The sequence below is a fragment of the Bacillus proteolyticus genome (genome assembly GCF_001884065.1).
Classification (GTDB): Bacteria; Bacillota; Bacilli; order Bacillales; family Bacillaceae_G; genus Bacillus_A; species Bacillus_A proteolyticus.
This window is the reverse complement of sequence record NZ_MACH01000055.1, coordinates 252,303-278,850: the sequence shown is the minus strand read 5'-3', so window position 1 is coordinate 278,850 and position 26,548 is coordinate 252,303. Positions and strand designations below refer to the sequence as shown.

The window sequence follows — 26,548 nt, the reverse complement described above, 5'->3', positions numbered from 1 at the left end:
AAATATATAATCTATTATTTTTTTTATATAATTAAAAACAAACATAGTTACAGCAAGAGAATGCTTGTATGCTGATTTGTACTGCATTTCCTTATTCCATGTACTCTTAAAAAAACCTTACTTTTTAAAAGTAAGGTTTTTTGTATTTATTCATTAGCGATCATTAGCGATGTAAGCATTCTTATAAGTATAAATACCACCAAATTGATGCTTTTCAATTCCTTTTACATAATCCTTTTGTACGTAAGCTGAGCCAATTTGGTAAAGCGGTGCTATCGCAGCATCCTCTAATAGAATACGTTCAGCTTCTCGCAATGCTTCCCATCGTTTTTCAGGATCCAGTACAAAATCATTTTTCGCTTTCTTTATTAATTCATCGTAACGAGAATTGGAGTAATTCATTTTATTATTCGGATTACCCGTCGTAAATAGCTCTAAATAACTAATTGGGTCTTTATAGTCCGGTCCCCAATTTGTCAAAGATATATCGTAATCACCCGTTTGTTCTAACTGTAATTTTTGCTTAAATGGCTGTTGTTTAATGTGTATCGTTAATCCTTGCAAATGCTTTTCTAAGTCACCTTTTATATATTCTGCCATACGTTTGGCATTATCTTGTTCATATGTTAAAAACTCGAGTTCTACTTCGTCTACTCCCAGTTCTTTTTTCGCTTCTCCCCAAATCTTTTTCGCATTTTGCAAATCATATGAAGAAAGATCTCCGTTTTCTTTTCTAAAATCTTTACTAGTCTCTTCATTTATATGACCAGCTGGCACAAGCCCACTTGCTGGTTTTGCTCCATTATTAATAAAGTGAGCAACGAAATCTTCTTTATTTAGCGCGAATGAGATAGCCTGACGCACTTTCTTATTTGCTAATGCATTATTTTTTTCGTTAAAACGTAGCATAGCAATTCCAGGGTCACTCGACATATGTAAATCCTTATTCCCTTTATACTTGTCTACAAATTGAGAATTAATAGGCACCCGGTCCAAATTACCAGCTTCATATAAATTAACAACCGTCATTGTATCCTTTACAATTTGAAAGTTTATTTCGTCTAATTTCACTTTCTTTTGATCCCAATATGTAGCATTCTTCTTTAATTGAAACTCTTGTTCATGCTTCCATTCTTCTAATACAAACGGACCGTTATATATGAGATTACTAGGTTCCAATGCATAATTCTTTCCTTGTTCTTTCAAAAATGATTCATGCTGTGGTAAGTATATAGGTAGTGCTAACAACTGTAAAAAGTAAGGAATTGGCTGTTCTAGTTCCACTTCTAACTTATAATCATTTATGACTTTAACCCCAAGTTCATCAAGAGGCATCGTTCCCTTATTGATCTCTTTCGCATTTTTCACATAAAAAAGCATGGACGCATATTGAGAAGCTGTTTCAGGGTTAATTGCACGTTTCCACGCAAACATAAAATCCTTTGCTGTTACATTGTCCCCATTTGACCATTTTGCATCTTTACGCAAATCAAATGTATATTTTTTACCATCTTCACTTCTTTTAAACGATTTTGCTACTGCTGGAATCGGATGATCCTGATCATCTAACACATACAACCCTTCAAATATGTTTTGCATAACGTGTGCTGATGTACCATCCATCGTTTTCGCAGTATCAAGAGAGGGAATTTCTTCTGATACTGTTACATTTAACACTTGTTTTTTAGCTTCTACATCACTTTTATTCGCTTTATTATTACAAGCTGTTAAAAATAAAGATGTAACAAGTGCCATTACCATTAAATAGCTCTTTTTTCGCTTCATGAATTGTTCTCCTTAAGTATAAAATATTATAAATCGTTATATTTTGTGACTTCTATTATAATAAACCATTATTCATTATAAGTGCTTAATTATTATCGTTTTATCAAGCGACATATCAGCTATATTTTATGTTTATTTCGTATAGGTGTTAGCAAGTTCGTTTGCAAACTTGTTAGCACTTTTTATATTTCTTCTATTACATACACTTTCACAAACACATCATACTTAGCTGGTAACTGTAAAGAAATGAATGACTGGCATCTTCCTGTTATATTTCTGCTTATATATTTGTGTGAACTCTTCATACTTTTTTAACTTCTCTGCATTCACTTTCATTTTCTGTGACCGATCTACTTCGACTCCATGAAGTATCCCTTCTTCGTCACGAAATTTCACATCAGGAATATAAAAAAATATGGGGTAACATTGAAATCATCATTCCAGATGAAATAAAGAAAGAACACGAAAAAAGAATAAAAGAGAATGGAGATAGCTCATCCTCAAAAATAAAAATAAAAGCCGTAATTAACGGCTTTTATTTTTTTGTCACCAAACTATCCTTTTGTTAAAAATTTATTAACTCACTTTAATATATTCATACCACCACTTACCACCTGGCCGAGTATCCATCCACCAAGTGATTTTATCTAGTTCTGAATTAGGCAATACCTCAGTTTGGATATAAGCAAGACCTGTTAATGGATTAACAATAACTTTTCCTTTTGTTCCTCGTTCAACCATAGCTTGAATCGCTTCATTTAGATAGTTTATACCGAATTCACCAGACTTAACATATTGATATCCACTATTAGAACCGCCGTTTCCTCCACCATCCCCAACAGTTTGTCCCGTTAGAGCATATACGATAGAATTTGCGATTTTATCAACATTCCATTTAGCCATGTCGGATTCGTTATCGATGAATCCTAATTCGATAAGAATAGCTGGTGCTTTAGTTCCATTCAATACAGCTAAATCTGTACGTTGTTTCGCACCACGATCACGCCATCCAATATCTTTTGCTAGTTGAGCTGAGATTTTAGCCGCTAGGTCTTTCTGATCATAATACAGAACTTCCACACCCTGCCCATTCCCATCAGCTGCATTAAGATGAAAAGAAACAACCAAATCCACATTGTGGGAATTACTATTACGAACGATATTATTTAAATTTTGCGCTTGAGTGCTCCCTACTTCGTCTGTATCATCATAGACTGTGTGTCCTAAAGCTCTTAACTTAGCTGCCACCGCATCTTTCACCTGCCGATCCATAATATGCTCTTTTCGATTTCCAGAATTAGCCCCTTGTACAATACTGTTGTGCCCTCCGTGTAAACTATAACGAGTCATTATTCAACATCTCCTTTCTTATTATCATATTCAGAACTTGTCTTATTGCTCTTGTCACTTAAAATTCCAACTACATTCGTTAATGCTGAAGGTAGCGGAACTCCCATATGACCAGCGTTTTCTAAAAGTGAAAGCAACTCATTTCCGATAAAAAAATTGTCGCTTCACGAATAGCACTATTACTTCCAAGTGCTGTATCTAATTGTGTTGCCACTCCGATCAAAAGAAAAAGCACCGCCTTTTTGCGATGCCTTTGAAGCCAACTTTACTTTTTAACCTGCACACAGGACATTCAATGCTCCGTAAAAAGCACCTGTATCTACACTGTTTATTGTTCCAAGTGTAACCGTATTCCCGTAATCATTTGTACCTCCGAAAACAGCAATGATATCTGCGTCATCGGTCATGTTTGCATATCTTGTACACATTGGCTGGTCGTGTCCTCCCCACATTGCTATACGAGACCCCGAAATACCATAGTTGTAAGGAATTGTATTATTAGCATTACTAATCACTTTCCAATAGGGAGTTTCTGCATAATTTAGTGATGTAATACTATCTCCTAATACAGCCCAAATTGCAGCAGAAATACCAACAGGGAAATGTTGCATTATTTTGAATATTCGTTTGTTCAATAAAAAAAGCTACCCTATTCTATTTTCTAGAAAGGATAGCTTTCTCAAGAAGGTATATAAATACCTATCTTTGTAAACCTCGTTTATAACGACTTGCTTCAAATATAATACGCTCTTCATCTAATGTTTTACATTCACCATTCCAAACAACACGTTTACCGTTAATAATTACATCACTTATATCTTTTCCACTAGCAGCATATACAAGATGTGATAACACTTCATCAGCTGGTTGTAAATGTGGTTTATTAGACGGATCAATCGTAATAAAATCAGCACACTTTCCAACCTCAATTGATCCCGTTTGTTTCATCCCAATTACTTCAGCTGCTCCTTTCGTCGCAAGAGAAAGAGCTGTTTCAACTGGTAATGCTGTTGCGTCTTGATGAATACCTTTTTGTAATAAAGTTGCTATGCGCATTTCTTCAAACATATCTAAATTATTGTTAGACGCAACACTATCTGTTGCAATTCCTACTTTAATTCCTGCTTCTAGCATCGCTTTTACATTCGCTATACCAGAACCTAGTTTTAAATTACTATTCGGATTATGAGCTACCCGAACATCATGTTCTGCCAAGAAAGTACGCTCATTTTCATTTAATACTACACCGTGCGCAATAACTGTTGGGCGTTTAAACAATCCGCAACTTGCTGCATATTCTACTGGACGCTTCCCATACTGCGCTTCAATATCACGTACTTCACGCTCTGTTTCAGAAAGATGAATATGAACCATAGTTTGATTTTCTACGGCAATACGTGCACACTCTTCTAGCATCTCTGTACTACATGTATATGGGCTATGCGGCGCAACCATCGTAGTTAACATACCACTTTCGTTATAATAGCGTTTCACATATTTCTCAGCTTCTTCAATCGCTTTCTTCTCATCTTCTTTCGTTCCGAAGCTAAATAAAGTTCTTGAAACAGCAGCTCGCATTCCGCTCCTTGATACCGTTTCCATAATTGCGTCTTGATCTACTCCAATTGGATTAAACATATCAGAGAATGATGTTGTACCACTTTTCACCATTTCAAGTAATCCTAATTCCGTGCTAGCGACCGCTAGCTCTGGCGTAAACTGACTTTCAAGTGGCCAAATTCTCGTCTCAAGCCATGGCTGTAATAACATATCATCGCCAATACCTCTTAAAAGGCTCATAACAACATGTGTATGTGTATTAACAAGCCCTGGTAAAACCCACTTTCCTTTCATGTCAACTACTTCATCCACCTCAAAATTGTTAGCGAATTCTCCGCTATTTACATCTATAATTTGATCATTTTCTACAATGATATATCCATTTTCTATCACTTCATTTTGTTCATTCATCGTTGCAATTGTAGCGTTTACATAAGTTGTTTTCAAAAGTATTTCCCCTTTCAACTCTATGAAGTTCCCTTTAATAAGTTACCACCATTATAGTAACTTATTAAAGATTAAGAGTCAAAAGATAATTTTAATTCTTTCATTATCTTTTCATTTAAAATGTCATATTGTTTTTCATTTGTATCTGTAAATGCTTCTCCCCGATTTGATTCCGCATCCATATAATTTAGTTTTTCATTGAATTGAGCCTCTGTAAAATCAAAACGCTGTCCATCTATAAAGTTATAAAAGTGCCACACCTCTCTTACTTTTGTCTTTTTTATTTCTCCTCCGTATATGTCTTGAACGACTAAAGTCGTAACACCACATTGTCCCTTTGCTGGATTTTCAATTGTCCACTTTGAACTTGTTTCAATCGACCACGATTTTACTAACGCTTCATATATTTGTTTTTTCTTTACATTATCCATTTTCAGCTTCCCCTACTATTAATAGTTTTACACATCATATTGCAAAAGCGGTAATAGTCGATCCTTAAAAACCGTTGATGGCGTCTCTCCGATTAACTTCGCTCCCATTTTTAAATAATATCCTTTTGCATTCGGATCACTATCAATTGTAAAACTTTTTATTCCTAGTTCATTTGCTTGCTCTATTACAAACTTCCAAAGTATTTTCCCGTAGCCTATCCCTTTAAAACGTGGATGAATGTAAAGAAAATCGAGAGCATTATCGTTACGTAAAAATGAGAAAAAGCCAATCTTCCTATTATCATTTTCTAAAACATATACAAAGTTATTTTTTATGTACTCTTCTGTAATTGTTAAATCTTCCTTACAAGCTAAGATAAATTCTTCGCTATAATTCCAAGTTGCTTTTGAATGTAATGCGAGTTCACTTAATTCGTTTGCTTCACTTAATAATGCTTCTCTTATCTTCATGATTCTTTCTCCTCACCTTTGATATATAAACTATTAAAATGATTCGAAAAGTAATTTAAAAAACCTCTTAATTTCGTAAATAAGAGGTTACTTTTATAAATTTTTATTATAGGTAACAATTTTTCAAAAGAAAAAGAACACCATTCCTGAAAATTGGCGTTCTTTTTTCTTTCAATCTTTATAACATATTATATTAAGAATCATTTTTACACTTCTATACAGTTTCTACTACCGTTTCAAGCATTGTTCCATTTTTAGCATAATTCGTATGCCCAGAAAAAGCTTTTTCTAAAACATGAGGAGTTTGTCCACCTCTTGTTCGTGCTTCTTCGTAATAAGCTCGTAACTGGTCACGATACATTGGATGTGCGCAATTCTCAATAATCAGTTCTACTCTTTCTCTTGGCGCCAATCCTCTTAAGTCAGCATACCCTTGTTCAGTAACGATAACATCTACATCGTGTTCCGTATGGTCTACATGTGAAACGAAAGGAACGATACTTGAAATGTTACCACCTTTTGCAATGGATTTAGTAACAAAGATAGCTAAACGTGCATTTCTTGCAAAATCACCAGAACCACCAATACCATTCATCATTTTTGTACCTAAAACGTGAGTAGAATTGACATTTCCGTATATATCTAATTCTAAAGCAGTATTAATCGAGATTAATCCAAGGCGACGAATGATTTCAGGATGATTAGAAATCTCTTGCGGGCGCATCATTAATTTGTCACGATATTTTTCAAAGTTGGAAAATACTTTTTGCATTTTCTCTTCAGAAAGTGTGATCGAGCAGCAGGAAGCAAAATTGACTTTTCCAGCATCCATAAGATCAAAGACCGCATCCTGTAAAACTTCAGAATACACTTCTAAATCTTCAAACTCGGAATCTAACATTCCATGCAGGACTGCATTTGCCACTGAACCAATTCCCGATTGTAACGGTGCTAAACGATTTGTTAATCGTCCTACTTTTACTTCATTTCGAAGAAACTCTATTAAATGCTGTGCCATAATAACAGTTTCTTCATCCGGAGGAACAATTGTCGATGGCGAGTCTAGTTGGTTCGTAAACACAATGCCTTTCACTTTTTCAGCATCGATCGGGATACCGATTGTTCCAATTCGATCATCCGTTTTCACAATCGGAATTGGAAGCCTTTCTCCTTGTTTACCTGGTTCATATAAATCATGTAGCCCTTCTAGCTGCACGGATTGAGACATATTCATTTCAATAATGATGGACTTAGCATTTAAAGAAAACGCTAAGGAATTTCCTATTGAAGTCGTTGGAATAATCATGCCATCCTCAGTAATCGTAACCGCTTCCAAAATAGCAAAATCTACATCCATAACGTCAGCGCGAAGTAACTCTGCTGTATGAGACAAGTGCTGATCTACAAATAAAAAGTCTCCGTTATTAATGCCTTTTCGCATAGTCGCATCGGCTTGGAAAGGCAACCTTTTCCCTAAAATTCCTGCCTCAGCAAATAATTTATCTACATCTGATCCTAAGGAAGCGCCAGTGTAAACATTTACTTTAAAAGATTTATCATTCTTAACTCGGTTTACAAGCGCAAATGGGACTGCTTTTACATCACCTGCACGTGTAAACCCACTTAAGCCTAAAGTCATTCCACTTTCAATCCATGAAGCTGCTTCTTCAGGTGTAACTACGCGATCTTTCAGACGTTGATCCCTAATTCTATCCAAATTATTCTCCATATGTAATCCCTCTCCTAATGAATATTCATAATTATTTTACACTTTAACAGTATCCAAATAGGGATTTCAGTATACAATGCAAAAAATTCAGACAAAACAGCGAATCAAGGTTCTAAAACAGAATAATCTAGAACCCTAGAAGTTTGCGAAAATAGCTAGCGTATGATTGACTAACTGGTACCCTCTCTCCATTATCCATCGAAAGTAAAAAAGTAGAATGCGTATCAGGATATATCGCTTTAACATGATTTACATTTACAATAAAGGAACGGTGGCATCTAATAAATGAATCTTTCGGAAGCAAGTATTCGAATTCTTGTAGCGAGTATTTATGTGTTCCTGTTAACTCTTCTGAATTTACATACGTCTTTTTATCTTTCGCCTCTAAATACATGACCTTTGAAAAAGGAACCGGAATCCAGCCGTCCGTTGTTTTTAAAGTAACGACTGACTTTCCATCCGTTAAAGCTGGATAAATAGCTGTCACGCAACCTTCAAGCTTTCCATTGTTTGAAAATGGTACGGCCATTCCGTGATAAGGAATACCAAAAACATCCCGATTAATAAACTCAGAGGTTTTTTGGTTCGTCACCATTGCTTTATGAGCAATCGTTCCTTCCTTTATAGGATCACCGGCGCTAATCTTTAAATCAATTCGTTTACTTGGCCGATAATAAATATATTCTTTCGTTTTCGATACAGCAATTGAAATTTCATCTGAAAATAATTCACCAACAACATCTAGTAGTAAACCTAATGTTTTATCTTCCATACTATTAACACCTCATTCACCATTATACTACTATTATGAACAGGCATCTGTTGCTTTATAAAAAGGTTGATTAGAAATTATTCTTAACATCTTGAAAATCTATTTCTACATATTCTTTATTTTCAAATTCGCTCATATCCACTCCTCCATATCCTTAAAAAACCTCACTTCAGAAAAAGTGAGGTTTCTTCTTATACAATATGTCCATCTAACCACGAAATCAAATCTTTAAATACTTCATCTCTATTCACTTCATGGAACATTTCATGTCTTCCATTTTCATATAAACGTAGTGTCACGTCTTTCACACCACATTTTTTATAGTTTTCATATACTTCTTTTACACCTTTCCCCATATCCCCAACAGGATCACGATCTCCAGAGAAAATATGTATTGGAAGATTGCTTGGCGTCTTCTTGTATTCTTCTAATTTGTTTACTTCTAGTACACCATGAAATAATTCTCGATAAAAACTTGTTGTACAAATAAAGCCACATAGCGGGTCTTTAATATATTTATCTACTTGACTGTTATCTGAAGATAACCAATCAAATTTTGTACGATTCGGCTTAAAATTCGAGTTAAAATTACCGAAAGATAAAAAGTTTAGCATCGGACTTTTCGTTTTCGCCCCGCGAAGTTTCATCTCAATTGTCGCCACTTTATGACCCACAACTCCTAAAACCCCTGGGTTTCCACCAGTTCCTGAAATAAGGAATCCATCATATAATTCGCCTCGAAGTTGCACAGCTCGTCTTGATAAGAAAGAGCCCATACTATGTCCGAGTAAAAACAATGGACATGACTGCTCTTCTTTTATCATTTCCGAAACAAAGATAACATCAGATACAACCTGATTCCACCCTATATTTGGTTCAAAATGACCATAGTCTTCTTCTTTTTTCACTGTTTTTCCATGCCCTTTATGATCATGAGCATAAACACCATACCCTGCGCCTAATAAAGCATCAATAAATTCTGTATAAACACCCGCATGTTCTGTCATACCGTGTGCAATTTGAATAATCCCTCGCGGATTTTCTTCTGGTACCCACTTACGTAAATAAATTTCCGATCCATCCAATGCCGTAACGAAACTTTCTTGTACGTTCATTTCGTCAGCCCCCAAATCTATTATGTATCTCAAAAAATGAATACCCATTCATTATTCTTACTATATATTATATGCAATTGCTTTCATTATGACAAATGCCTTCCTTTTCCGATTAGCTGTCAGACTATTATGTTGACGAATAAGAAATAAAATTATATAGTTACTTACATAAAGTAATTATTATATTTTATAGGAGGTTTCTATTATGATGCCATCATTATTTTTAGCACATGGTTCACCAATGCTCGCTATTCAAGATACAGATTATACACGCTTTTTAAAAACACTTGGAGAAACATATAAACCGAAAGCAATTGTTATTTTTACTGCTCACTGGGAAAGTGAAGTATTAACGATTTCCTCATCAGATAACGAATATGAAACAATTTATGATTTTGGAGGTTTTCCTCCTGATTTATACGAAATTAAGTATCGTGCGAAAGGCTCTTCTATCATTGCGTCTATGCTAGCAACAAAATTTAAAAACAAAGGCATTCCAGTCCATCATAATATGACGAGAGGGTTAGATCATGGTTCATGGACACTCCTGCATCGTATGTATCCAGAAGCAAATATTCCTGTCATACAAATATCAGTAAATCCATTCCTTCCTGCAAAAGAACAATTTGAAATTGGAGAAGCACTAAAAGGACTTGGACAAGAAGATATTTTAGTAATCGGCAGCGGTGTTACTGTTCATAATTTACGAGCATTGAAATGGAATCAAACAACACCTGAAAATTGGGCAATTGAATTTGATGATTGGATTATTAAACATATGCAGACCAATGATAAAGATGCATTGTTTAATTGGGAAAACAATGCGCCTCATGCACAATTAGCAGTACCAAGAGCAGAGCATTTTGTTCCTTTATTTATCGCTATGGGAAGTGGTGAAAATAGCGGTGAAGTCATTCACCGTAGTTATGAGCTCGGTACATTAAGTTATCTATGTCTTAAATTTTAAAGAAAAGGATGAAGCAATCGTTGCTTCATCCTTTTTTCATTCACTTAGTTAACTAACTTCCAAATGTCGTTTCTCTGATACCTCTTCGTTCTTATTATGAAAATAAACCCAAATGCACGCAATAAATAAAAGTGATGATGTAGAGAAGAAAACATATTGGAAGCCTGCATGAGCTGCAATTTGTCCCCCGAGCACTGGACCAATCATATTTCCTAAAAACTGAAACGACTGATTATATCCAAATATTCGTCCCGTAACATGGGTTGGTGTATGTTGTTTTAGTAGAGTTTGTACTGAAGGTAATAATCCTGCTTGTGCAATACCTAATAAAAAGCGAAGAATTAATAGTTGCCAAGCTGAGGTTACAAATGCTTGCGGAATAAAAATAATTCCGGCAGCAAACAAAGCTACAACTAACGTTTTTTGAGGACCGATATGATCTGATAATCTTCCAAGTCTTGGCGCTGCCAAAATAACTGCTAACCCTGTCGCTGACATGACTGCCCCTGCAATCATTTCGATATGAGATGTTCCTGGCCCTTCCAAATTCTTTACGTACAATGTAATAATAGGTTGAATTGACATATTCGCAAGTTGAATAATAAATGTTGTTACAAATAAACTAATAATTAAATTCTTAGCTGGGACCATCGTCCATACTTTTTTCGGCTGTGCTTTTTTTGCCTTGGCAGAGTGATTTTCTTCATGTAGGAAGAAAAAGACGATGAGAAAGGAAAGGAATAAAAAAGCTCCTGTAACAAGAAAGACATGGCGCATTCCAATTAACTCCGACAAATAACCTCCAAGTAATGGCCCAAGTAATGAGCCGCTCACGCCACCAGTTGAAATTGTAGAAATCGCCCAACCTGAATGTTCTTGCGGAGTTTCTGCAGCAATAAATGTCATCGCTGTAGAAAGGAAACCTGATACCGATCCCATTAAAAACCGAAGTGCGACTAGTTGATACACGTCCGTCACAAACCCCATAAGCGTCATAATTATCGCCATACCAAGGCTCGCACGTATAAGCATCAATTTCCGTCCATGTATATCACCAAGCTTGCCCCATATTGGTGATACGATCGCACCCATTAAAAATGTCACACCAAATGCAAGTCCCGACCACTGTGCAATACTAGAAGTGCCAGTCACCCCTAATTCCTCAATATAAAAAGATAAAAAAGGAATTACTAAACTCATACCGGCTGCAGTGGTAAAACAACCTAGCCAACAAATCATTAAATTTCGTTTCCAGCTGGCCATTTTCACACCTTCTTTCATTCGATACCCATTCTACACCTTTTTTTGTAAAAAGTTTAGTAATTTGATTTATACGTAATATTAATTACTAAACTCGATATTTCCTAGCAAAAACCACTTAAATTCCACATTGTTTTTATAATAAAACCAACTCCAAGATATGGAGTTGGTCAATTCTCTTCTATCGGTATTAAACGAGCATTGCAATTTCTCTCATAAAACTCAATCGGACCCGCTTGTCCAATAATTGCATATTCATATCCATCTTGCTTCATATTATATAAACAATGATGCAACAATTCCTTACCTACACCTTTCACACGATTTTGTTTCGCTGTCCCCATCGGGCCAAATAATCCTTTCTTTCCTCTCACTACATCGTAACAAGCGAAGCCTACTATCGCTTCTTCCTGCTGTGCAATATAAATAGGTACCTTTTCTTTAAATGTTCTAAATCCATAATCTATCGAATGTAACCAACGTTCTCCAAATTCATCCTTAACAAAACTTGCTAATTTTTCAAAATCAGAAAGGCTAGCTCTTCTAATATTACAAGATAATGTATTATAAATGGGATCAAAGCATCTTAAATCGACCGATAAATCTCTTGGTTCGGCTGTTATACGCAATATATCTTGTTGCATTTGTGTATGAATAAACTTTCCAACATCTGTATCTAAACGAAATAATGCATATATTATATGGCCTTCATCTATTAAGATTTGCTGAAAACGTTCCATACGTTTTTTCGCCATTTGTAACATCTCTAGTGTCTTATAGGATAAGTTATATTGTCCTATTTTTATATACTCTTGATCATTAAAACCCAATTGTTTTTGTAGCGACACTTTTTCTAAAAAATCCGTACCCACTTTACGAAACAAATACATATATAACTCAGCGCACACTCCTGTACCTTCTTTACACATGCCGATAAACAGATGGACCGGGTGAATTATGTTTCATTGACTCTCTTCTGCTGCAATCTCCAATATTTTATGTATACGTTTTGTAAATTGAAATTCTTCCATATATCTCGTTTCCTAATGGCTTAGTATCGAATCATAGCCATAAATAATTGAAACAATTATCCCCACTACCAATATCCCTGGAAGTAAATTTGCCACTTTAATTTTAATAAATCCAAGTAAGTTTAATCCGATTGCGAATATCATAATACCGCCAGTAGCCGTCATTTCCACTATAAATTGATTCATTAATTCCTTTGGAACAAAACTATTAATTTGTGTTGCAAAAACCGCGATACCTCCCTCGTATAAAATAACTGGAATCGCTGAAAATACTACGCCAATTCCTAGAGTTGTCGTTAATATAATAGAAATAAACCCATCGATAATCGCCTTTGTGAATAAAATATCATGATTTCCGCGAATCCCACTGTCCAATGCACCAAGTATCCCCATCGCACCAATTGCAAAAATTAAAGTAGCTGTTACAAAACCTTCTGATATGCTTCCTTTCCCTTTCGACCCAACTTTATTTTCTAGCCAATCCCCTAAAAGTTTTAACTTTTCTTCTAATTGTAGCCATTCTCCGATTACCGTACCAATCACTAAACTTAGTATTACAACAAGAAAATTTTCACTTTTCAATGCCATTTGAAGTCCAAGCACAGTAACCGCTAAACCAATTGCGTGCATAATCGTTCCCTTCATACTTTCTGGAATCGTACTAAATAATTTACCAAACAAAGTACCAATTATAATGCAGACACCATTTACAACCGCTCCTAATATAACCATTTCTTATTCTTCACCCTTCGAATTCTTTATTTCTATATTTTGGTTTATACATTGATTTACAGGTTACCTATATGCTAACTTAATATTGTGAATATTAACAAACAATTTCTACTATATAACCCGCTATTTTTTTGTTACTATACAAAGACCGATTTCTTTTAGTAGATTCATTGTTAATCTACTTGCGGGATAAACTCAAAAGGGAAGGTATTTATGAACACTTTACTAAAACGATTTCTGTTAATAGCCTTTTTCATTACACCAATTGTTTTATTAATCAACTACTCTTTTATTTCAAAAGCGAAAGACAAACCTGATATGCAAAACAAGTCTAGTAAAACAGCTTCAAAAAGCGAAAAGAAAATAGAAGAGCCTGAAATCACACTCACCTTCTCTGGTGATACAATGTTCGATTGGCAATTACGTCCCGTAATCGAAAAAAATGGGGCTGATTATCCATTCCAACACGTAAAAGAAGAAATAACAAAAGCTGATATTTCTTTTATTAATTTAGAGTCAGCATTTACAGCGAGAGAAAAAAAAGTACCTGGACAACAATTTTGGATTAAAAGCGACCCATCCACACTACAAGCAATAAAAAATACTGGATACGATATTGTCAATATTGGCAATAACCATACGCTTGATTATGGACAAGATGGACTACTAGACACCATTTCTCACGTCGAAAAATTAAAACTACCTTACACTGGAGCCGGAAAAAATGCTGAGGATGCTTATACCGCTCGTGAACTAACTGTAAAAGGGAAAAAGTTTAAGTTTCTTTCCTTCGTTCGATTTATGCCTAACTTTAATTGGGTAGCTGGTGAAAATAAGCCTGGCGTTACGAACGGATACGATCTAGATCTTGTAACCAAAACGATTCAAGAGCAAAAGAAAGATGCTGATTATGTAATCGTTTATATGCATTGGGGCGTTGAAAAATCAAATCGTCCAATAGAATACCAAAAACAATATGTACCTAAAATGGTTGAAGCAGGAGCTGACGCTATTGTCGGCAGTCATCCACATTGGTTACAAGGGTTTGAGTATTATAATAAAGTTCCTATCGCTTACTCATTAGGAAACTTTTTATTCCCAAGTTATGTAAATGGAAAAAGCGCCGAAACTGGCGTATTAACTTTAACCTTTAAAGGAAATGATGTCCAAATGTCATTTAACCCGTACATCATTCGCAACAACCAAGTTTCTCCTGTAAATGAAGAAGAAAAGAAAAAAGCACTACAATATTTACAAACGGTTTCAACTGATGTGGAAATTGATGATACTGGGAAAATAATAAATAAACGTAAATAGAAAGAGAGCTAATAATAGCTCTCTTTCTATTTTTTTAAATAAGTAAATCAAACAAAATAGGATTTTTATTCAGCTCCACAAATTGAATATTATTTTCTTTAAAACGAGTAATTAATTGCTCATAATCTTCTTTATGTTTTAATTCTACCCCGACTAGCGCTGGACCATTTTCTTTATTATGTTTCTTAATGTACTCAAAGCGCGTAATATCATCTTCTGGCCCTAATCCTTTATCAAGAAATTCTCTTAGCGCTCCCGATCGCTGCGGGAATTCAATGATGAAGTAATGCTTTAGTCCTTCATAAATGAGCGAACGTTCTTTCATTTCTTGCATTCTATCAATATCATTATTTCCACCACTTAGCGTACATACAACTGTTTTCCCTCTTATTTCATCTCTGTATAGATCAAGTGCTGCAATAGAAAGTGCTCCAGCAGGTTCAGCTACAATTGCATTTTTCTTATACAGTTCTAAAATCGTCGTACAAACCTTTCCCTCTGGTACTAAAACAATATCATCAATGACATCTTTACAAGTTTCAAATGTTAACTTCCCTACCTTTTTTACAGCTGCTCCATCAACAAAGCTATCTATTTTCTCTAATGCTACATTTTCGTTTTGAAGAAAAGCCTCTTTCATAGATGCAGCCCCCATCGGTTCTACACCAATGACCTTTGTAGTTGGACTAACACCTTTCACATATGTACCTACACCTGATGCTAATCCACCACCGCCGATTGCTGTAAAGAGATAATCAACTGCCTTATCCATATCGTGCATAATTTCAACAGCTACTGTTCCTTGCCCTGCAATCACATACGGATCATCAAACGGATGCACAAATGTCATCCTATTTCCCTCACAATAGCGCTGTGCTTCTTGAAAAGCACCATCAAATGTATCACCAACTAACATGATTTCTGCAAAGCTACCACCAAAAAATTGAACTTGTGATACTTTCTGTTTTGGTGTCGTTGTTGGCATAAAGATTTTCGATGGAATATTTAATAAATTACACGTATACGCAACTCCTTGTGCATGATTGCCAGCACTTGCACAAACAACACCATTTTGTAATTGTTCTTTCGACAAACTTTGAATTAAATTGTATGCACCGCGAATTTTGAAAGAACGAATTACTTGCAAATCTTCTCGTTTAATATACACCTCACATTCGTATTTTTCAGATAAAACCTTATCTCGCTGCAAGGGCGTTTTCATGACGATATCCTTCATGCAGTTATGGGCCATAAGGATATCTTCAATCTTCACTCTCTCCTTCACATTTTGCACCATTTTCTATCATCCTTATCTCTTTTATTTTGACTCAATCAAAATTCGGCACCTTTAAAACTGCACCTGTATTCGCCGATGTTACCATCTGAGAGTATCGCCCAAGCCATCCAGTTTTCACTTTCGGTTCTGGTCGTTTCCATTCTTTTTTACGCTTTTCTAATTCCTCATCACTCACTCTTACTTCTAGCAAGCGTTCCTCAACATCAATACATACAATATCCCCTTGTTCAAGTAGTGCGATTGTTCCACCCGCAGCTGCTTCTGGTGAAATATGTCCTACCGAAATGCCACGTGAAGCTCCAGAGAAACGTCCGTCCGTTAATAATGCAACCTCAGCACCTAATCCCATTCCAGCAATTGCTGATGTTGGTGCTAGCATTTCAGGCATACCCGGTCCGCCTCTTGGCCCTTCATAACGAATGACAACTACATCTCCTTTCTTCACCTTTCCAAGCATAATGCCCGCAAGCGCCTCATCTTGTGAATTAAAAATAACGCAAGGTCCTTCAAATCGTTTTACTTCGGTTGCTCCGCTTTTAATAACTGCCCCATCTTTCGCAAGGTTTCCTTTTAATATACGTAATCCACCTTCTTCACTATGAGGATTTTCAAGAGAATGAATAACTTCTTTATCTTGAATCTCTGCATGAGCAATATTTTCTCTTAATGTTTGCCCAGTAGCAGTTATTCGATCTAGATGAAGTACCCCTTCTTTCCGACTCATCTCTTTCAAAATTGCACTTATCCCGCCTGCTCGATCAATATCTTCCATATGCCAATTAGAAGCAGGACTCACTTTACATAAATGCGGTACACGTCTTGAAACAGCATCAATACGGTTCATATCGTAATCTAATCCAGCCTCTTGTGCGAGCGCTAGCGTGTGTAATACTGTATTCGTAGATCCCCCCATCGCCATATCAAGTGCAAATGCATCATCAATTGCCTCTTCTGTTACAATATCGCGTGGCTTAATATCTCTCTCAATTAAAATTTTTAATTTCTCTGCTGCTTGTTTAATTAACTCTTCACGCCTAGGATCAATCGCTAAAATACTACCGTTACCTGGAAGAGCTAAACCTAACACTTCACATAAACAATTCATAGAATTTGCGGTAAACATACCGGAACAAGAGCCACAAGATGGACAGCCATGATCTTCGATATCCTTTAATTCTTCTTCTGAAATTTTCCCAGATTGGTAAGCTCCTACCCCTTCAAAAACAGAACTTAAATCAACAACTTCTCCTTTTGATGTTTTCCCAGCCGCCATCGGGCCGCCTGAAACGAATACAGTCGGAATGTTAATACGAAGAGACGCCATCATCATACCAGGTGTAATTTTGTCACAGTTTGGAATACAAATCATGCCATCAAACCAATGTGCATTTACAACTGTTTCTACTGAATCTGCAATGATTTCACGACTCGGAAGCGAATAACGCATACCGATATGCCCCATCGCAATACCGTCATCTACTCCAATTGTATTAAATTCAAATGGAACCATACCTGCTGCACGCACTGCTTCTTTAACAAGTTTCCCAAACTCATTTAAGTGCTTATGACCTGGAATAATTTCAATAAAAGAATTACAGATAGCTATAAACGGCTTATCAAAATCTTCATCTTTCAAACCAGTTGCTTTTAATAAACTACGGTGCGGTGCTTTATCAAAACCTTTTTTAATCATGTCACTTCTCATCTTGTCAGATCCCCTCTTACGTATTTTTCACTTATAAACTCTCAATCTATTTCTTTACTAACGTTTTCTTTTCTGGTTCCTTAATCCAACTCATCATTTCACGAAGCTCTGCTCCTACTTTTTCTAGCTGATGATTTTGTTCTGCTTTTTTCATCGCATTATACGTTGGACGCCCCGCTTGATTTTCTAAAATCCATTTCTTCGCAAATTCACCTTGCTGAATTTCTGCAAGAACACGTTTCATTTCCTTCTTCGTTTCGTCTGTAACAATTCTCGACCCTGTTACATAATCTCCGAACTCTGCCGTATCTGAAATAGAATGGCGCATGTTTGTTAAACCACCTTCGTACATTAAATCAACAATTAACTTTAATTCATGCAAACATTCAAAGTATGCAATTTCAGGACGGTATCCGCCTTCCGTTAATGTTTCAAAACCAGCTTTCACAAGTGCAGTTACTCCGCCGCAAAGTACTGCTTGCTCACCAAACAAATCGGTTTCTGTTTCTTCTTGGAATGTCGTTTCAATTACACCTGCACGTGTACACCCTACACCTTTTGCATACGCAAGTGCTACACTTAATGCCGTTCCCGTTGCATCTTGATGTACTGCGACTAATGCCGGAACACCATTCCCTTCTTGAAATACACGGCGAACGAGATGACCTGGACTTTTTGGCGCGACCATTGCTACATCTACGTAACTTGGCGGATTAATTTGTCCGAAGTGAATATTAAATCCATGTGAGAAAAGTAACATTTGTCCTTCACGAAGATTCTCTTCTACTTCTGTTTTATATACACACGCTTGCTGTTCATCCGGCAATAACATTTGTACAACTTGTGCGGTTCGAACCGCTTCTGAAACAGACATTACTTCAAATCCATCAGCTTTTGCTACTTCATATGACTTACCAGGGCGAACACCAACTACAACCTCCACACCAGAATTGCGTAAATTTTGTGCTTGGGCATGACCTTGAGACCCATATCCGACTACCGCAACTGTTTTCCCTTTTAATAGCTCTAAATTTGCATCTTTCTCATAATAAGTTTTCATATTCCATACACTCCTTATAATTTATTTACTTGCAGTACATTGATTAATTTTTTCAACTGACTGACGAGTAACGTTGCTTCATTTTCAGTACAAACTGCTGTTAGTTTCATTTCAGAAACACCACTTGTATCTCTTTCGTTTAAATTTAAAGAAGAAATATAATAACCACGCCGAGCAAAAATTCCACTTATACGTAATAAGACGCTCGGATCGTTATGAATAACTAATGAAAAAGTATGACTCATTCTTCCCACCTCTTCATAATCATTTCGTTATTCCCTTTGTTTGGCGGAACCATCGGAAAGACGTTCTCACCTTCTTCTACACAAAAGTCAACTACGACAGGACCTTCATGAGAAAAAGCTTCTAACATTACTTTTTTCGCCTCAAACGAATTTGTTGCTCTTAGCCCTTTTACACCATAAGCTTCTGCTACTTTCACAAAATCTGGTGACCCAATTCTCGATTCCGACAAACGGTTTTCATAAAACATTTCTTGCCATTGCCTTACCATCCCTAAAAATTTGTTGTTTATGATGAATACTTTGACAGGAATATTATTTTCAGCAATTGTTTGCAGCTCTTGAATGTTCATTTGGAAAGAAGCATCACCAGCAATACAGATGACAAGTTCTTCTTCTTTTGCAAGCTGAGCACCAATTGCTGCTGGAAAACCAAATCCCATCGTCCCTAATCCCCCTGATGTTAGAAAAGTCCGTGGTTTTCTCGCTTTATAAAAGTGAGCAGCCCACATTTGATGCTGTCCTACCTCTGTCGTGACAATCGCTTCACCATTCGTTAATTCACTTACTAAGTTGATAACATGCTGTGGTTTTAACTCAAATTCTTTTTGCTTATATGAAAGTGGATATTCTTCTTGCCATTTCTTCAGTTTCTGAAGCCATTCATCTGTTTGTGTATGAATAGACATATGTAAAAGCATATGTAGCGCCTTTTTCACATCACCAACAATCGGATGCTCTACAGTTACATTTTTATGGAACTCAGAAGGATCAATATCAATATGTACTTTTTTCGAATGCGGAGAAAAAAGTTCTAATTTTCCTGTTACACGATCATCGAAACGAACACCTAACGCCAGTAATAAGTCACATTCTGTTACTGCCATATTTGCAGCGTACGTTCCATGCATACCGAGCATTCCTAAAAACAACGGATCTCCCGGCGGATATGCACCCAGTCCCATTAAAGTTGAAACGACTGGAATACGATTCTCCTTCGCAAACTTGATGAGTTCTTCAGATCCGCCTGAATGAATGACGCCTCCCCCGATATAAAGGAGTGGGCGTTTTGCTTTTGAAATTGATTTTGCTACCTCTCTCAGTTTCAAACTGTCTGGCAAAGGTTCTGGTTTATATCCTGGAATATCCACTTCTTCATTAAAGAAACTTGTTACATTTGCATTTTGAACATCTTTTGGAATATCAATTAATACCGGTCCCGGTCGCCCGCTTTCGGCGATGTAAAAAGCTTCTTGCACAGTTCTTGATAAATGATTCACATCACGAACTTGGTAATTATGCTTCGTTACAGGTACTGTAATTCCGACAACATCTGCTTCTTGAAATCCGTCTTTACCAATTAAAGGCGTTGCAACTTGCCCTGTAATGACTACTAAAGGAATCGAATCCATATAAGCATCTGCTAAACCCGTAACTAAATTCGTCGCCCCTGGACCAGAGGTAGCAAAGACTACCCCAACCTTTCCAGAAGCTCTCGCATATCCTTCCGCTGCATGAATTGCAGCTTGTTCATGACGAGTTAACACGTGCTTTAAACCACTTTCGTATAACGCATCGTATATTGGTAAAATCGCTCCGCCCGGATAACCGAAAACGGTCGTTACACCTAATTTCTTCAAACATTGAATAACGTGTCCAGCACCTGTAGCTTCTTCACTCTGCAGTTCATCGCATGCTGTATACTGTTCCTCCATTTCAATTAACTCCTCTCCCTATTTACGCTAAACTTTCCGCCAACCCTGGAACACGTACTCCTCTTTCTCTCGTTAATTTTTTAAATTCTTCGGTTAATCTTTTTGTTACATCTCCTGGTTTTCCATCTCCAATTTCTCTTGAATCTACTTTCACTACAGGAATTAGTTCCGCTGCAGTTCCTGTTAAAAACACTTCATCTGCTACATATACGTCATGGCGAGTAAATGGCCTTTCCTCACACGGAATACTTAGACGCTCACATAACTCAATCACACTATTTCTCGTAATACCTTCTAGCGCCCCTAAGTACGAAGGAGGTGTTAACACTTTTCCATCTTTCACAATGAAAACATTATCTCCAGACCCTTCACAAACATACCCTTGTTGATTTAACATAAGAGCCTCTAGCACTCCCGCTTGTGCCGCTTCAATTTTTACAAGCACGTTATTTAAGTAGTTCATTGACTTAATGCGTGGGTCTAATGCGTCTGGCGTATTACGTCTTGATGCAACAGACACAACGCTTAGTCCATTATCATAAAATTCCTGAGGGAATAACTTTAATTGTTCTGCAATAATAATTACGCTCGGTTTCACACAGCTTCTCGGATCAAGCCCTAAGTCACCTTTTCCTCTTGAAACAATTAATCGAATGTAGGCATCCGCGTATTCATTTTTTTGCAATGTTTGTAAAACTGCTTCTTCCATTTCATCTACCGTCATTGGAATTGTAAGCAAAATAGATTTCGCGGATTCATATAGTCGTTTCACATGTTCTTTTAAACAAAATACATTTCCTCCGTAACTACGAATCCCTTCAAATACACCGTCCCCGTATAAAAAGCCGTGATCATATACTGAAACAACTGCCTTTTCTTTCTCTACAAATTCTCCATTCATATAAATGTACTGGTTTCCCATCTCACATCGCTCCTCTTTTTTATCTCTATTTTTGCAATCTATTTCTATATCGATTGCTGAGATGAGTATTTTAACAGAATATTCAGTATATAAATCTTAAAAATATACTCGTCTCAACAATCGATTACTTACATACTTGTAGCAATCCATTGCTGAGACGAGGGAATCGTGGTACCACTCAGCTTCCTTACACTTCTCACGAAATATAAGCTTTGCAAGTCCAATTAGACTTTTGTTTTTCTATCGGAAACAATTCCGCTACTTTTTACTAGTTTTCAAAAGTATTGCTCCGAGGTGATCTTCAATGATTCGATTGTTACTACCCTCACAGCCTTTGGGCAGCTCTCTGAAACAATCTATATCATTTACTCTCCTCTTCCACGCATTCTTTTATTCTATTTTTATAAAATAAAAACTCTCGCCTCAGCAATCAACTACTACAACTTAGTAGCTTTGATTGCTGAGGCGAGAGTTTCGCGTTACCACTCAGCTTCCTTATACTTCTCGCGAAATATAAGCTTCATAGGTCCAATCAGACCTCCGTCCTTTTACCGGAGACGATGCCGCCGCCCTCTACTCAGTTTCCCTTTCGCAAGCGATGCTCCGAGGTGATCTTCAATGATTCGATTGCTACTACTCTCACAGCCTAGGAGTAGCTCTCTGAAACGATCATAATCATCTACTTTCCTCTTCTTTGCATATACAACATATAAAGTTAGAAAATTCTTAATTAACTTTTATTTGTTAAACGTATTATAGGACGTTGTTCTTTTCATTGTCAATACATTTTCAGAAAATATTTTTAATAATACATATATTTTTGAATCTTTTTTATTGCGCAATAAAACTTTTTGTATAATACTATATAAAACATATATATTTAGGAGGATTACAGCAATGTCCGAAAAAACATACGAACTCGCAACCTTTGCAGGTGGTTGCTTTTGGTGCATGGTAAAGCCATTTGATGAACTTCCTGGTATTCATAAAGTACTTTCTGGCTATGCAGGTGGTCATGCAGAAAACCCAACATATGAACAAGTAAAAGCTGGTACATCTGGTCATTTAGAAGTCGTACAAATTACATTCGACCCTTCTATTTTTCCATATGAAAAATTACTAGATTTATATTGGCCACAAATCGATCCAACTGATGATGGCGGACAATTCTTTGATCGTGGCCCATCTTATCGCACTGCTATTTTTTATCATACTGAAACGCAAAAAGAGCTTGCTGAAAAATCAAAACAAGCTCTTGCAGAAAGCGGTATGTTTAAAGATCCAATCGTAACTGAAATTCGCCCGGCTGCACCTTTTTATGAAGCCGAAGAATACCATCAACATTTCTATAAAAAGAACCCTGAGAAATATGCTATCGAGCAAAAAGAATCTGGCCGTGAAGACTTTATAAAAGAAAATTGGCCAAAAAAATAATAAAAACGCATCGTGCTCTCTTTTCAAAGTGCGATGCGTTTTTATCTTTGAAAAAAGTACCATACAATGATAAAAACAACAGCTGTTAATGTCCAAAGTACTATCTCGTTTTTCACGCCATTCTTTTTCTTATTCATTTCATCCCCCCTAGTAGCAATTAAACATAGTCAAGTCTTCCTTTGTTTAATTGTCCACTTGATGAATGTGAATAAATCCGTAAAAATTCTTATAGCAAGACCACCAATGATTCCTATTGCAATTGAAATTACTAACATCTGTACAAAGTTAAGAGTAGTTGTGTATGTTATGTAGAGAACAACGCATACAAGTAAAACATCCGGTAAAGAAAGCAAAAACTTTTTAAGCATTTCTTCAGCTCTCCTATGCTTTATGTATCTCTTCTACTGTAGCTTTGAAATAAAGCTTGTTCAAAAATTCCATTCAGACACTCATTTTATGGAAAAAGAATAAGAATCCCTTTTAAAAAAGGAATTCTTATTCAGCAGATGTAAGTTTGATTATTTTCTACACATCCTATTCCATAATTACTCTTAAAATAGAATAATATTACTAGTGATTTATTGTAAAGCAACCATTTTCATTCCACATCAACAAATCGTTATTAAAAACTAATTACCAGGCAATCGGATGTTGTGCCAACTACTTACATTGCATTGACCGTATGTATTATCACCTACTGCCACAACGGTTCCATCTGATTTCAGACCGACTGTATGCGCACAACCAGCCGCTATCGCTACAATATCACTCCAATCGCTTACATTACATTGACCATACTCATTCGAACCCATTGCCACTACAGTACCATCCGATTTAAGAGCGACTGTATGCTTACTCCCTGCCGCTATTTCCACAATATCACGCCAGCTACTTACATCACATTGACCATGTTTATTATTACCGACAGCCATCACCGTTCCATCCGATTTCAGACCCACAGTATGAAGATAACCTGCCGACAGCGCCACCATACCACGCCAGTCACTTACACTGCATTGGCCATATCGATTATTCCCCACAGTCGTCACTGTGCCGTCCAATTTAAGACCAACTGTATGCCAATCACCCACCGCAGTCGCCACAATATCTCTCCAGCTGCTTATATTACATTCTCCTTCTTTATTTCGGCCCACCGCTATTACCGTGCCATCCGGTTTAAGACCAATGGTACGACGCCATCCTGCCGCAACCGATACTATATTATGCCAGTCGTTCACATCACATTGATCATGCTTATTCCAGCCCACTGCTACCACAGTACTGTCACATTTAAGACCGATTGTATGAGCATTACCCGTGTTCGTCGCCATATGGACATTGCCCACTGCGACCGATACAATATCACGCCAGCCACTTACATTGCATTCTCCCTCTTTATTTCGGCCCACTGCTATCACCGTTCCATCCGATTTAAGAGCAACTGTATGACCACGACCTGCCGCTATCGTATCTTTAGGCCACCGTTTCACTTTTAACATCTCTTCTTTCGGTGAAATGTAATTCATGTTTTACCTCCTTGCATATAAGCAACTATCTCCAAATTGATATTTTTATCAAATTTCATTATAAATGACATGACTTTTTTTATAAAATTACAGCTACAAAAGAAGCCCATTATTACTTCTTCAAAAAATAAAAACCTCCAGTTTAAATACTAGAGGTTCCTTCTTTATTTCTTCAATCGTTCAATAAAATCGTTCAATTTATCAAGTGATTTCATATTCTGATTACAAGCTACACCATCTTTGCAAATATAGTTTCCCTTTTTAACGAAAGTCCCTGGTACATCACCTTTAATTTCAACTAAAAACATCCCTACTTCTTCATGCCCATGACATAATGAACAAATGCTTTTTTTATTTAAACTTTGAAATGTTCCTTGCAGACCAACAAACTTATTTTTATCATTTTTCGCTATAATAAATTTTCTGCTTGATCCCTTGTCAATCCAGCTTAAATAAGATAATTCTTTCATATCCAGTTCTTCCATATCAGGAAGTTTTAACTTTTTCGCCTTAGGAAATAATTTCTTTAACGTTTGTGCTGTAACTTCCTGAAACGGCATTACATACGGATTTATTTTCATTAAAAACGATTCTGCATCTTCTCTATTTTGAACTGTTAATACCGTATCAATTAACTCTTTCTGTTCATCCGTTAAATTCTCAAATACATGTATTATCTTTTCAATCGCAAGTGATTTTAACGCTTGAATTACACCTCTATCATTTGCCGTTGCATGCCCATTTGCTAAAATATAAGCTTGTGATTTTATAAAATTATATTGATCACTTCTAATAAAAGCTTCCATCTTTATCACTCCATACAAATTGTTGATCTAGTTTTATTGTATACAATGATTCAACTTTTTGATATGTAAAAGATAACTTAGAAAAGAGTATTACATACATCGATTATTCTCTACCGCTGCATTTCCTGACAAAAGAATCCTTCATCTGTTTTCCATTCCGCATATAGTACATCCTCAAATTTAGTAATCCCTTTTTGTTTTATTTGTTTATAAAGCCATCCCTCATCAAAACCTGCTTCCCTTAAATTATCTTTCACTACTTTTCCGTCACTAATTAATGAAATGGGTAAATATACAGGCTTATGTTTTAAACTTAAATCATTTATAGTAGGAGTTTCATATTTACTTTTTTTCAGAACACTTATGTTTCCGTTAGGTTCCAAAATCATATACTCAACTTCCCGGATTGAAAAAATATCTTTTTGCTGCCGTAGCATTTGCTGTAATTGGTTTATGTCCAAATGATTTGAACTTAGTTGTTCCCGGTCAATATATCCATTACGGATAATGATTGACGGAGAGCCTTCAAAAAAACTTCTCGTCCCTCTAAATTTTTGCGTTATTACTTCTATTGTATAAATTAGCACTACCCATACAAGTACTGCATATAAAATAGACCATATTTTTATTTTCGGATCATATATAGTATTTCCGACCAATTCTCCGAGAACAATAGCAGAAATAAAATCAAAAGGCGTTAGCTGCGATATTTGTGTTTTCCCTAATATTTTTGTAGCAACCAATAGAACAAAAAAACCAAAAATCAATTCTATTGTTATTTGTCCAAGATGATTCATATAGGTTCACCTTTCTGTCATATGAAATATAACGTTTTCATTTCCCATCCACGCCCCAATACTATACAATTGCGATT

24 protein-coding genes, 4 pseudogenes and 2 other annotated features are annotated in these 26,548 nt (G+C 36.2%); of the genes and pseudogenes, 3 read left to right on the top strand and 25 right to left on the bottom strand.

The window, feature by feature from the left end; translation table 11 throughout:
- Positions 1–153 precede the first annotated feature (153 nt).
- The 12 genes and pseudogenes from BAQ49_RS09485 to BAQ49_RS09435 all read right to left on the bottom strand — a co-directional run bounded on the left by BAQ49_RS09485 (position 154) and on the right by BAQ49_RS09435 (position 9,660).
- A complete protein-coding gene (locus BAQ49_RS09485) occupies positions 154–1,785 on the bottom strand; it encodes a peptide ABC transporter substrate-binding protein (protein WP_071745117.1) in 1,632 nt (543 codons plus the stop codon).
- Positions 1,786–1,967: 182 nt separating this feature from the next.
- Positions 1,968–2,190: pseudogene (locus BAQ49_RS09480) on the bottom strand (replication-relaxation family protein); the annotation flags it as partial.
- Positions 2,191–2,361: 171 nt separating this feature from the next.
- On the bottom strand, positions 2,362–2,526 hold the full coding sequence (locus BAQ49_RS34235; RefSeq protein WP_412676980.1) for an N-acetylmuramoyl-L-alanine amidase C-terminal domain-containing protein: 165 nt from the start codon (positions 2,524–2,526) through the stop codon (positions 2,362–2,364).
- Positions 2,527–2,625: 99 nt separating this feature from the next.
- Positions 2,626–3,135: pseudogene (locus BAQ49_RS09475) on the bottom strand (N-acetylmuramoyl-L-alanine amidase); the annotation flags it as partial.
- Positions 3,135–3,411, bottom strand: a pseudogene (locus BAQ49_RS33270) (phage holin family protein); the annotation flags it as partial. The pseudogenes BAQ49_RS09475 and BAQ49_RS33270, both read right to left, overlap by 1 nt.
- Positions 3,408–3,770, bottom strand: coding sequence for an SGNH/GDSL hydrolase family protein (locus tag BAQ49_RS09465; protein ID WP_131802712.1), 363 nt, complete (start codon positions 3,768–3,770; stop codon positions 3,408–3,410). The gene BAQ49_RS09465 and the pseudogene BAQ49_RS33270, both read right to left, overlap by 4 nt.
- Positions 3,771–3,834: 64 nt before the next feature.
- Positions 3,835–5,160 carry a bifunctional S-methyl-5'-thioadenosine deaminase/S-adenosylhomocysteine deaminase gene (locus BAQ49_RS09460; RefSeq protein WP_116733443.1) on the bottom strand — a complete coding sequence of 442 codons (1,326 nt, stop codon included), beginning with the start codon at positions 5,158–5,160 and terminating at the stop codon, positions 3,835–3,837.
- Between the two features lie 53 nt (positions 5,161–5,213).
- Complete coding sequence (locus tag BAQ49_RS09455; protein ID WP_071745112.1) at positions 5,214–5,573, bottom strand: YunG family protein; 360 nt, start codon at positions 5,571–5,573, stop codon at positions 5,214–5,216.
- A 27-nt stretch (positions 5,574–5,600) separates the two neighbouring features.
- Entirely contained in the window at positions 5,601–6,044 is a 444-nt protein-coding gene (locus BAQ49_RS09450) for a GNAT family N-acetyltransferase (protein WP_071745111.1), read from the bottom strand.
- A gap of 214 nt (positions 6,045–6,258) precedes the next feature.
- Positions 6,259–7,773, bottom strand: a complete 1,515-nt coding sequence (locus BAQ49_RS09445) for a succinyl-CoA:acetate CoA-transferase ScpC (RefSeq protein WP_071745110.1) — start codon at positions 7,771–7,773, stop codon at positions 6,259–6,261.
- Between the two features lie 127 nt (positions 7,774–7,900).
- Positions 7,901–8,545 (bottom strand): LytTR family DNA-binding domain-containing protein, encoded by a 645-nt coding sequence (locus BAQ49_RS09440; RefSeq protein WP_071745109.1) that lies wholly within the window; start codon positions 8,543–8,545, stop codon positions 7,901–7,903.
- A gap of 191 nt (positions 8,546–8,736) precedes the next feature.
- Entirely contained in the window at positions 8,737–9,660 is a 924-nt protein-coding gene (locus BAQ49_RS09435; RefSeq protein WP_071745108.1) for an alpha/beta hydrolase, read from the bottom strand.
- 205 nt (positions 9,661–9,865) lie between these two features.
- On the opposite strand from BAQ49_RS09435, the gene BAQ49_RS09430 reads away from it, so the two are divergent.
- Positions 9,866–10,627: a DODA-type extradiol aromatic ring-opening family dioxygenase gene (locus tag BAQ49_RS09430; protein ID WP_071745107.1), complete on the top strand. Its 762-nt coding sequence runs from the start codon at positions 9,866–9,868 to the stop codon at positions 10,625–10,627.
- A gap of 48 nt (positions 10,628–10,675) precedes the next feature.
- On the opposite strand, the gene BAQ49_RS09425 is transcribed toward BAQ49_RS09430, so the two are convergent.
- The 3 genes and pseudogenes from BAQ49_RS09425 to BAQ49_RS09415 all read right to left on the bottom strand — a co-directional run bounded on the left by BAQ49_RS09425 (position 10,676) and on the right by BAQ49_RS09415 (position 13,650).
- The gene (locus BAQ49_RS09425) at positions 10,676–11,890 is read right to left on the bottom strand and encodes a multidrug efflux MFS transporter (protein ID WP_071745106.1); all 1,215 of its coding nucleotides are present in this window, start codon (positions 11,888–11,890) and stop codon (positions 10,676–10,678) included.
- A 167-nt stretch (positions 11,891–12,057) separates the two neighbouring features.
- Positions 12,058–12,918: pseudogene (locus BAQ49_RS09420) on the bottom strand (GNAT family N-acetyltransferase).
- Between the two features lie 12 nt (positions 12,919–12,930).
- Positions 12,931–13,650: a DUF554 domain-containing protein gene (locus BAQ49_RS09415; protein ID WP_071745105.1), complete on the bottom strand. Its 720-nt coding sequence runs from the start codon at positions 13,648–13,650 to the stop codon at positions 12,931–12,933.
- Positions 13,651–13,863: 213 nt separating this feature from the next.
- Here BAQ49_RS09415 and BAQ49_RS09410 point away from each other — a divergent pair, with 213 nt between their 5' ends.
- Positions 13,864–14,967, top strand: coding sequence for a CapA family protein (locus tag BAQ49_RS09410; RefSeq protein ID WP_071745104.1), 1,104 nt, complete (start codon positions 13,864–13,866; stop codon positions 14,965–14,967).
- Between the two features lie 34 nt (positions 14,968–15,001).
- On the opposite strand, the gene ilvA is transcribed toward BAQ49_RS09410, so the two are convergent.
- Genes ilvA through ilvE form a run of 6 tightly spaced genes read right to left on the bottom strand, consistent with a single transcriptional unit; the run spans position 15,002 to position 21,908 of the window.
- Positions 15,002–16,264 (bottom strand): threonine ammonia-lyase IlvA, encoded by a 1,263-nt coding sequence (gene ilvA / locus BAQ49_RS09405; RefSeq protein WP_071745103.1) that lies wholly within the window; start codon positions 16,262–16,264, stop codon positions 15,002–15,004.
- Positions 16,265–16,295: 31 nt separating this feature from the next.
- A complete protein-coding gene (ilvD, locus tag BAQ49_RS09400; protein ID WP_071745102.1) occupies positions 16,296–17,969 on the bottom strand; it encodes a dihydroxy-acid dehydratase in 1,674 nt (557 codons plus the stop codon).
- Positions 17,970–18,015: 46 nt separating this feature from the next.
- The gene (gene ilvC, locus BAQ49_RS09395) at positions 18,016–19,029 is read right to left on the bottom strand and encodes a ketol-acid reductoisomerase (protein WP_071745101.1); all 1,014 of its coding nucleotides are present in this window, start codon (positions 19,027–19,029) and stop codon (positions 18,016–18,018) included.
- Between the two features lie 14 nt (positions 19,030–19,043).
- Entirely contained in the window at positions 19,044–19,274 is a 231-nt protein-coding gene (locus tag BAQ49_RS09390; protein ID WP_044440462.1) for an ACT domain-containing protein, read from the bottom strand.
- Entirely contained in the window at positions 19,271–20,986 is a 1,716-nt protein-coding gene (gene ilvB, locus BAQ49_RS09385; RefSeq protein WP_071745100.1) for an acetolactate synthase large subunit, read from the bottom strand. The genes BAQ49_RS09390 and ilvB overlap by 4 nt, the downstream gene beginning before the upstream one ends.
- A 22-nt stretch (positions 20,987–21,008) precedes the next feature.
- On the bottom strand, positions 21,009–21,908 hold the full coding sequence (ilvE, locus tag BAQ49_RS09380) for a branched-chain-amino-acid transaminase (RefSeq protein WP_071745099.1): 900 nt from the start codon (positions 21,906–21,908) through the stop codon (positions 21,009–21,011).
- Positions 21,909–22,058: 150 nt separating this feature from the next.
- Positions 22,059–22,298, bottom strand: a binding site (T-box leader).
- 68 nt (positions 22,299–22,366) lie between these two features.
- Positions 22,367–22,612, bottom strand: a binding site (T-box leader).
- A gap of 193 nt (positions 22,613–22,805) precedes the next feature.
- On the opposite strand from ilvE, the gene msrA reads away from it, so the two are divergent.
- Entirely contained in the window at positions 22,806–23,342 is a 537-nt protein-coding gene (gene msrA / locus BAQ49_RS09375; protein ID WP_071745098.1) for a peptide-methionine (S)-S-oxide reductase MsrA, read from the top strand.
- A 167-nt stretch (positions 23,343–23,509) separates the two neighbouring features.
- Here the strand turns inward: msrA and BAQ49_RS09370 are convergent, their stop codons facing one another.
- From BAQ49_RS09370 to BAQ49_RS09355, 4 genes are all read right to left on the bottom strand, one after another.
- Positions 23,510–23,710, bottom strand: a complete 201-nt coding sequence (locus BAQ49_RS09370; protein WP_071745097.1) for a hypothetical protein — start codon at positions 23,708–23,710, stop codon at positions 23,510–23,512.
- Between the two features lie 261 nt (positions 23,711–23,971).
- Complete coding sequence (locus BAQ49_RS09365) at positions 23,972–24,868, bottom strand: RCC1 domain-containing protein (RefSeq protein ID WP_071745096.1); 897 nt, start codon at positions 24,866–24,868, stop codon at positions 23,972–23,974.
- 164 nt (positions 24,869–25,032) lie between these two features.
- Positions 25,033–25,674: a FusB/FusC family EF-G-binding protein gene (locus tag BAQ49_RS09360; RefSeq protein ID WP_071745095.1), complete on the bottom strand. Its 642-nt coding sequence runs from the start codon at positions 25,672–25,674 to the stop codon at positions 25,033–25,035.
- Between the two features lie 110 nt (positions 25,675–25,784).
- The gene (locus tag BAQ49_RS09355; RefSeq protein WP_071745094.1) at positions 25,785–26,471 is read right to left on the bottom strand and encodes a DUF421 domain-containing protein; all 687 of its coding nucleotides are present in this window, start codon (positions 26,469–26,471) and stop codon (positions 25,785–25,787) included.
- Positions 26,472–26,548: the final 77 nt, after the last annotated feature.

Excerpts from the sequence above, each read along its gene's own strand:
- BAQ49_RS09445 (WP_071745110.1), bottom strand. The coding sequence starts at position 7,773 with ATGGAGAATAATTTGGATAGAATTAGGGATCAACGTCTGAAAGATCGC.
- BAQ49_RS09390 (WP_044440462.1), bottom strand. The coding sequence starts at position 19,274 with ATGAGTCATACTTTTTCATTAGTTATTCATAACGATCCGAGCGTCTTA.
- BAQ49_RS34235 (WP_412676980.1), bottom strand. The coding sequence starts at position 2,526 with ATGGTTGAACGAGGAACAAAAGGAAAAGTTATTGTTAATCCATTAACA.
- ilvD (WP_071745102.1), bottom strand. The coding sequence starts at position 17,969 with ATGAGAAGTGACATGATTAAAAAAGGTTTTGATAAAGCACCGCACCGT.
- BAQ49_RS09485 (WP_071745117.1), bottom strand. The coding sequence starts at position 1,785 with ATGAAGCGAAAAAAGAGCTATTTAATGGTAATGGCACTTGTTACATCT.
- BAQ49_RS09440 (WP_071745109.1), bottom strand. The coding sequence starts at position 8,545 with ATGGAAGATAAAACATTAGGTTTACTACTAGATGTTGTTGGTGAATTA.
- BAQ49_RS09430 (WP_071745107.1), top strand. The coding sequence starts at position 9,866 with ATGATGCCATCATTATTTTTAGCACATGGTTCACCAATGCTCGCTATT.
- BAQ49_RS09455 (WP_071745112.1), bottom strand. The coding sequence starts at position 5,573 with ATGGATAATGTAAAGAAAAAACAAATATATGAAGCGTTAGTAAAATCG.
- BAQ49_RS09365 (WP_071745096.1), bottom strand. The coding sequence starts at position 24,868 with ATGAATTACATTTCACCGAAAGAAGAGATGTTAAAAGTGAAACGGTGG.
- BAQ49_RS09435 (WP_071745108.1), bottom strand. The coding sequence starts at position 9,660 with ATGAACGTACAAGAAAGTTTCGTTACGGCATTGGATGGATCGGAAATT.
- BAQ49_RS09410 (WP_071745104.1), top strand. The coding sequence starts at position 13,864 with ATGAACACTTTACTAAAACGATTTCTGTTAATAGCCTTTTTCATTACA.
- BAQ49_RS09415 (WP_071745105.1), bottom strand. The coding sequence starts at position 13,650 with ATGGTTATATTAGGAGCGGTTGTAAATGGTGTCTGCATTATAATTGGT.
- ilvB (WP_071745100.1), bottom strand. The coding sequence starts at position 20,986 with ATGGAGGAACAGTATACAGCATGCGATGAACTGCAGAGTGAAGAAGCT.
- BAQ49_RS09355 (WP_071745094.1), bottom strand. The coding sequence starts at position 26,471 with ATGAATCATCTTGGACAAATAACAATAGAATTGATTTTTGGTTTTTTT.
- ilvA (WP_071745103.1), bottom strand. The coding sequence starts at position 16,264 with ATGGTGCAAAATGTGAAGGAGAGAGTGAAGATTGAAGATATCCTTATG.
- ilvE (WP_071745099.1), bottom strand. The coding sequence starts at position 21,908 with ATGGGAAACCAGTACATTTATATGAATGGAGAATTTGTAGAGAAAGAA.
- BAQ49_RS09450 (WP_071745111.1), bottom strand. The coding sequence starts at position 6,044 with ATGAAGATAAGAGAAGCATTATTAAGTGAAGCAAACGAATTAAGTGAA.
- BAQ49_RS09370 (WP_071745097.1), bottom strand. The coding sequence starts at position 23,710 with ATGCTTAAAAAGTTTTTGCTTTCTTTACCGGATGTTTTACTTGTATGC.
- msrA (WP_071745098.1), top strand. The coding sequence starts at position 22,806 with ATGTCCGAAAAAACATACGAACTCGCAACCTTTGCAGGTGGTTGCTTT.
- BAQ49_RS09425 (WP_071745106.1), bottom strand. The coding sequence starts at position 11,890 with ATGGCCAGCTGGAAACGAAATTTAATGATTTGTTGGCTAGGTTGTTTT.
- BAQ49_RS09360 (WP_071745095.1), bottom strand. The coding sequence starts at position 25,674 with ATGGAAGCTTTTATTAGAAGTGATCAATATAATTTTATAAAATCACAA.
- ilvC (WP_071745101.1), bottom strand. The coding sequence starts at position 19,029 with ATGAAAACTTATTATGAGAAAGATGCAAATTTAGAGCTATTAAAAGGG.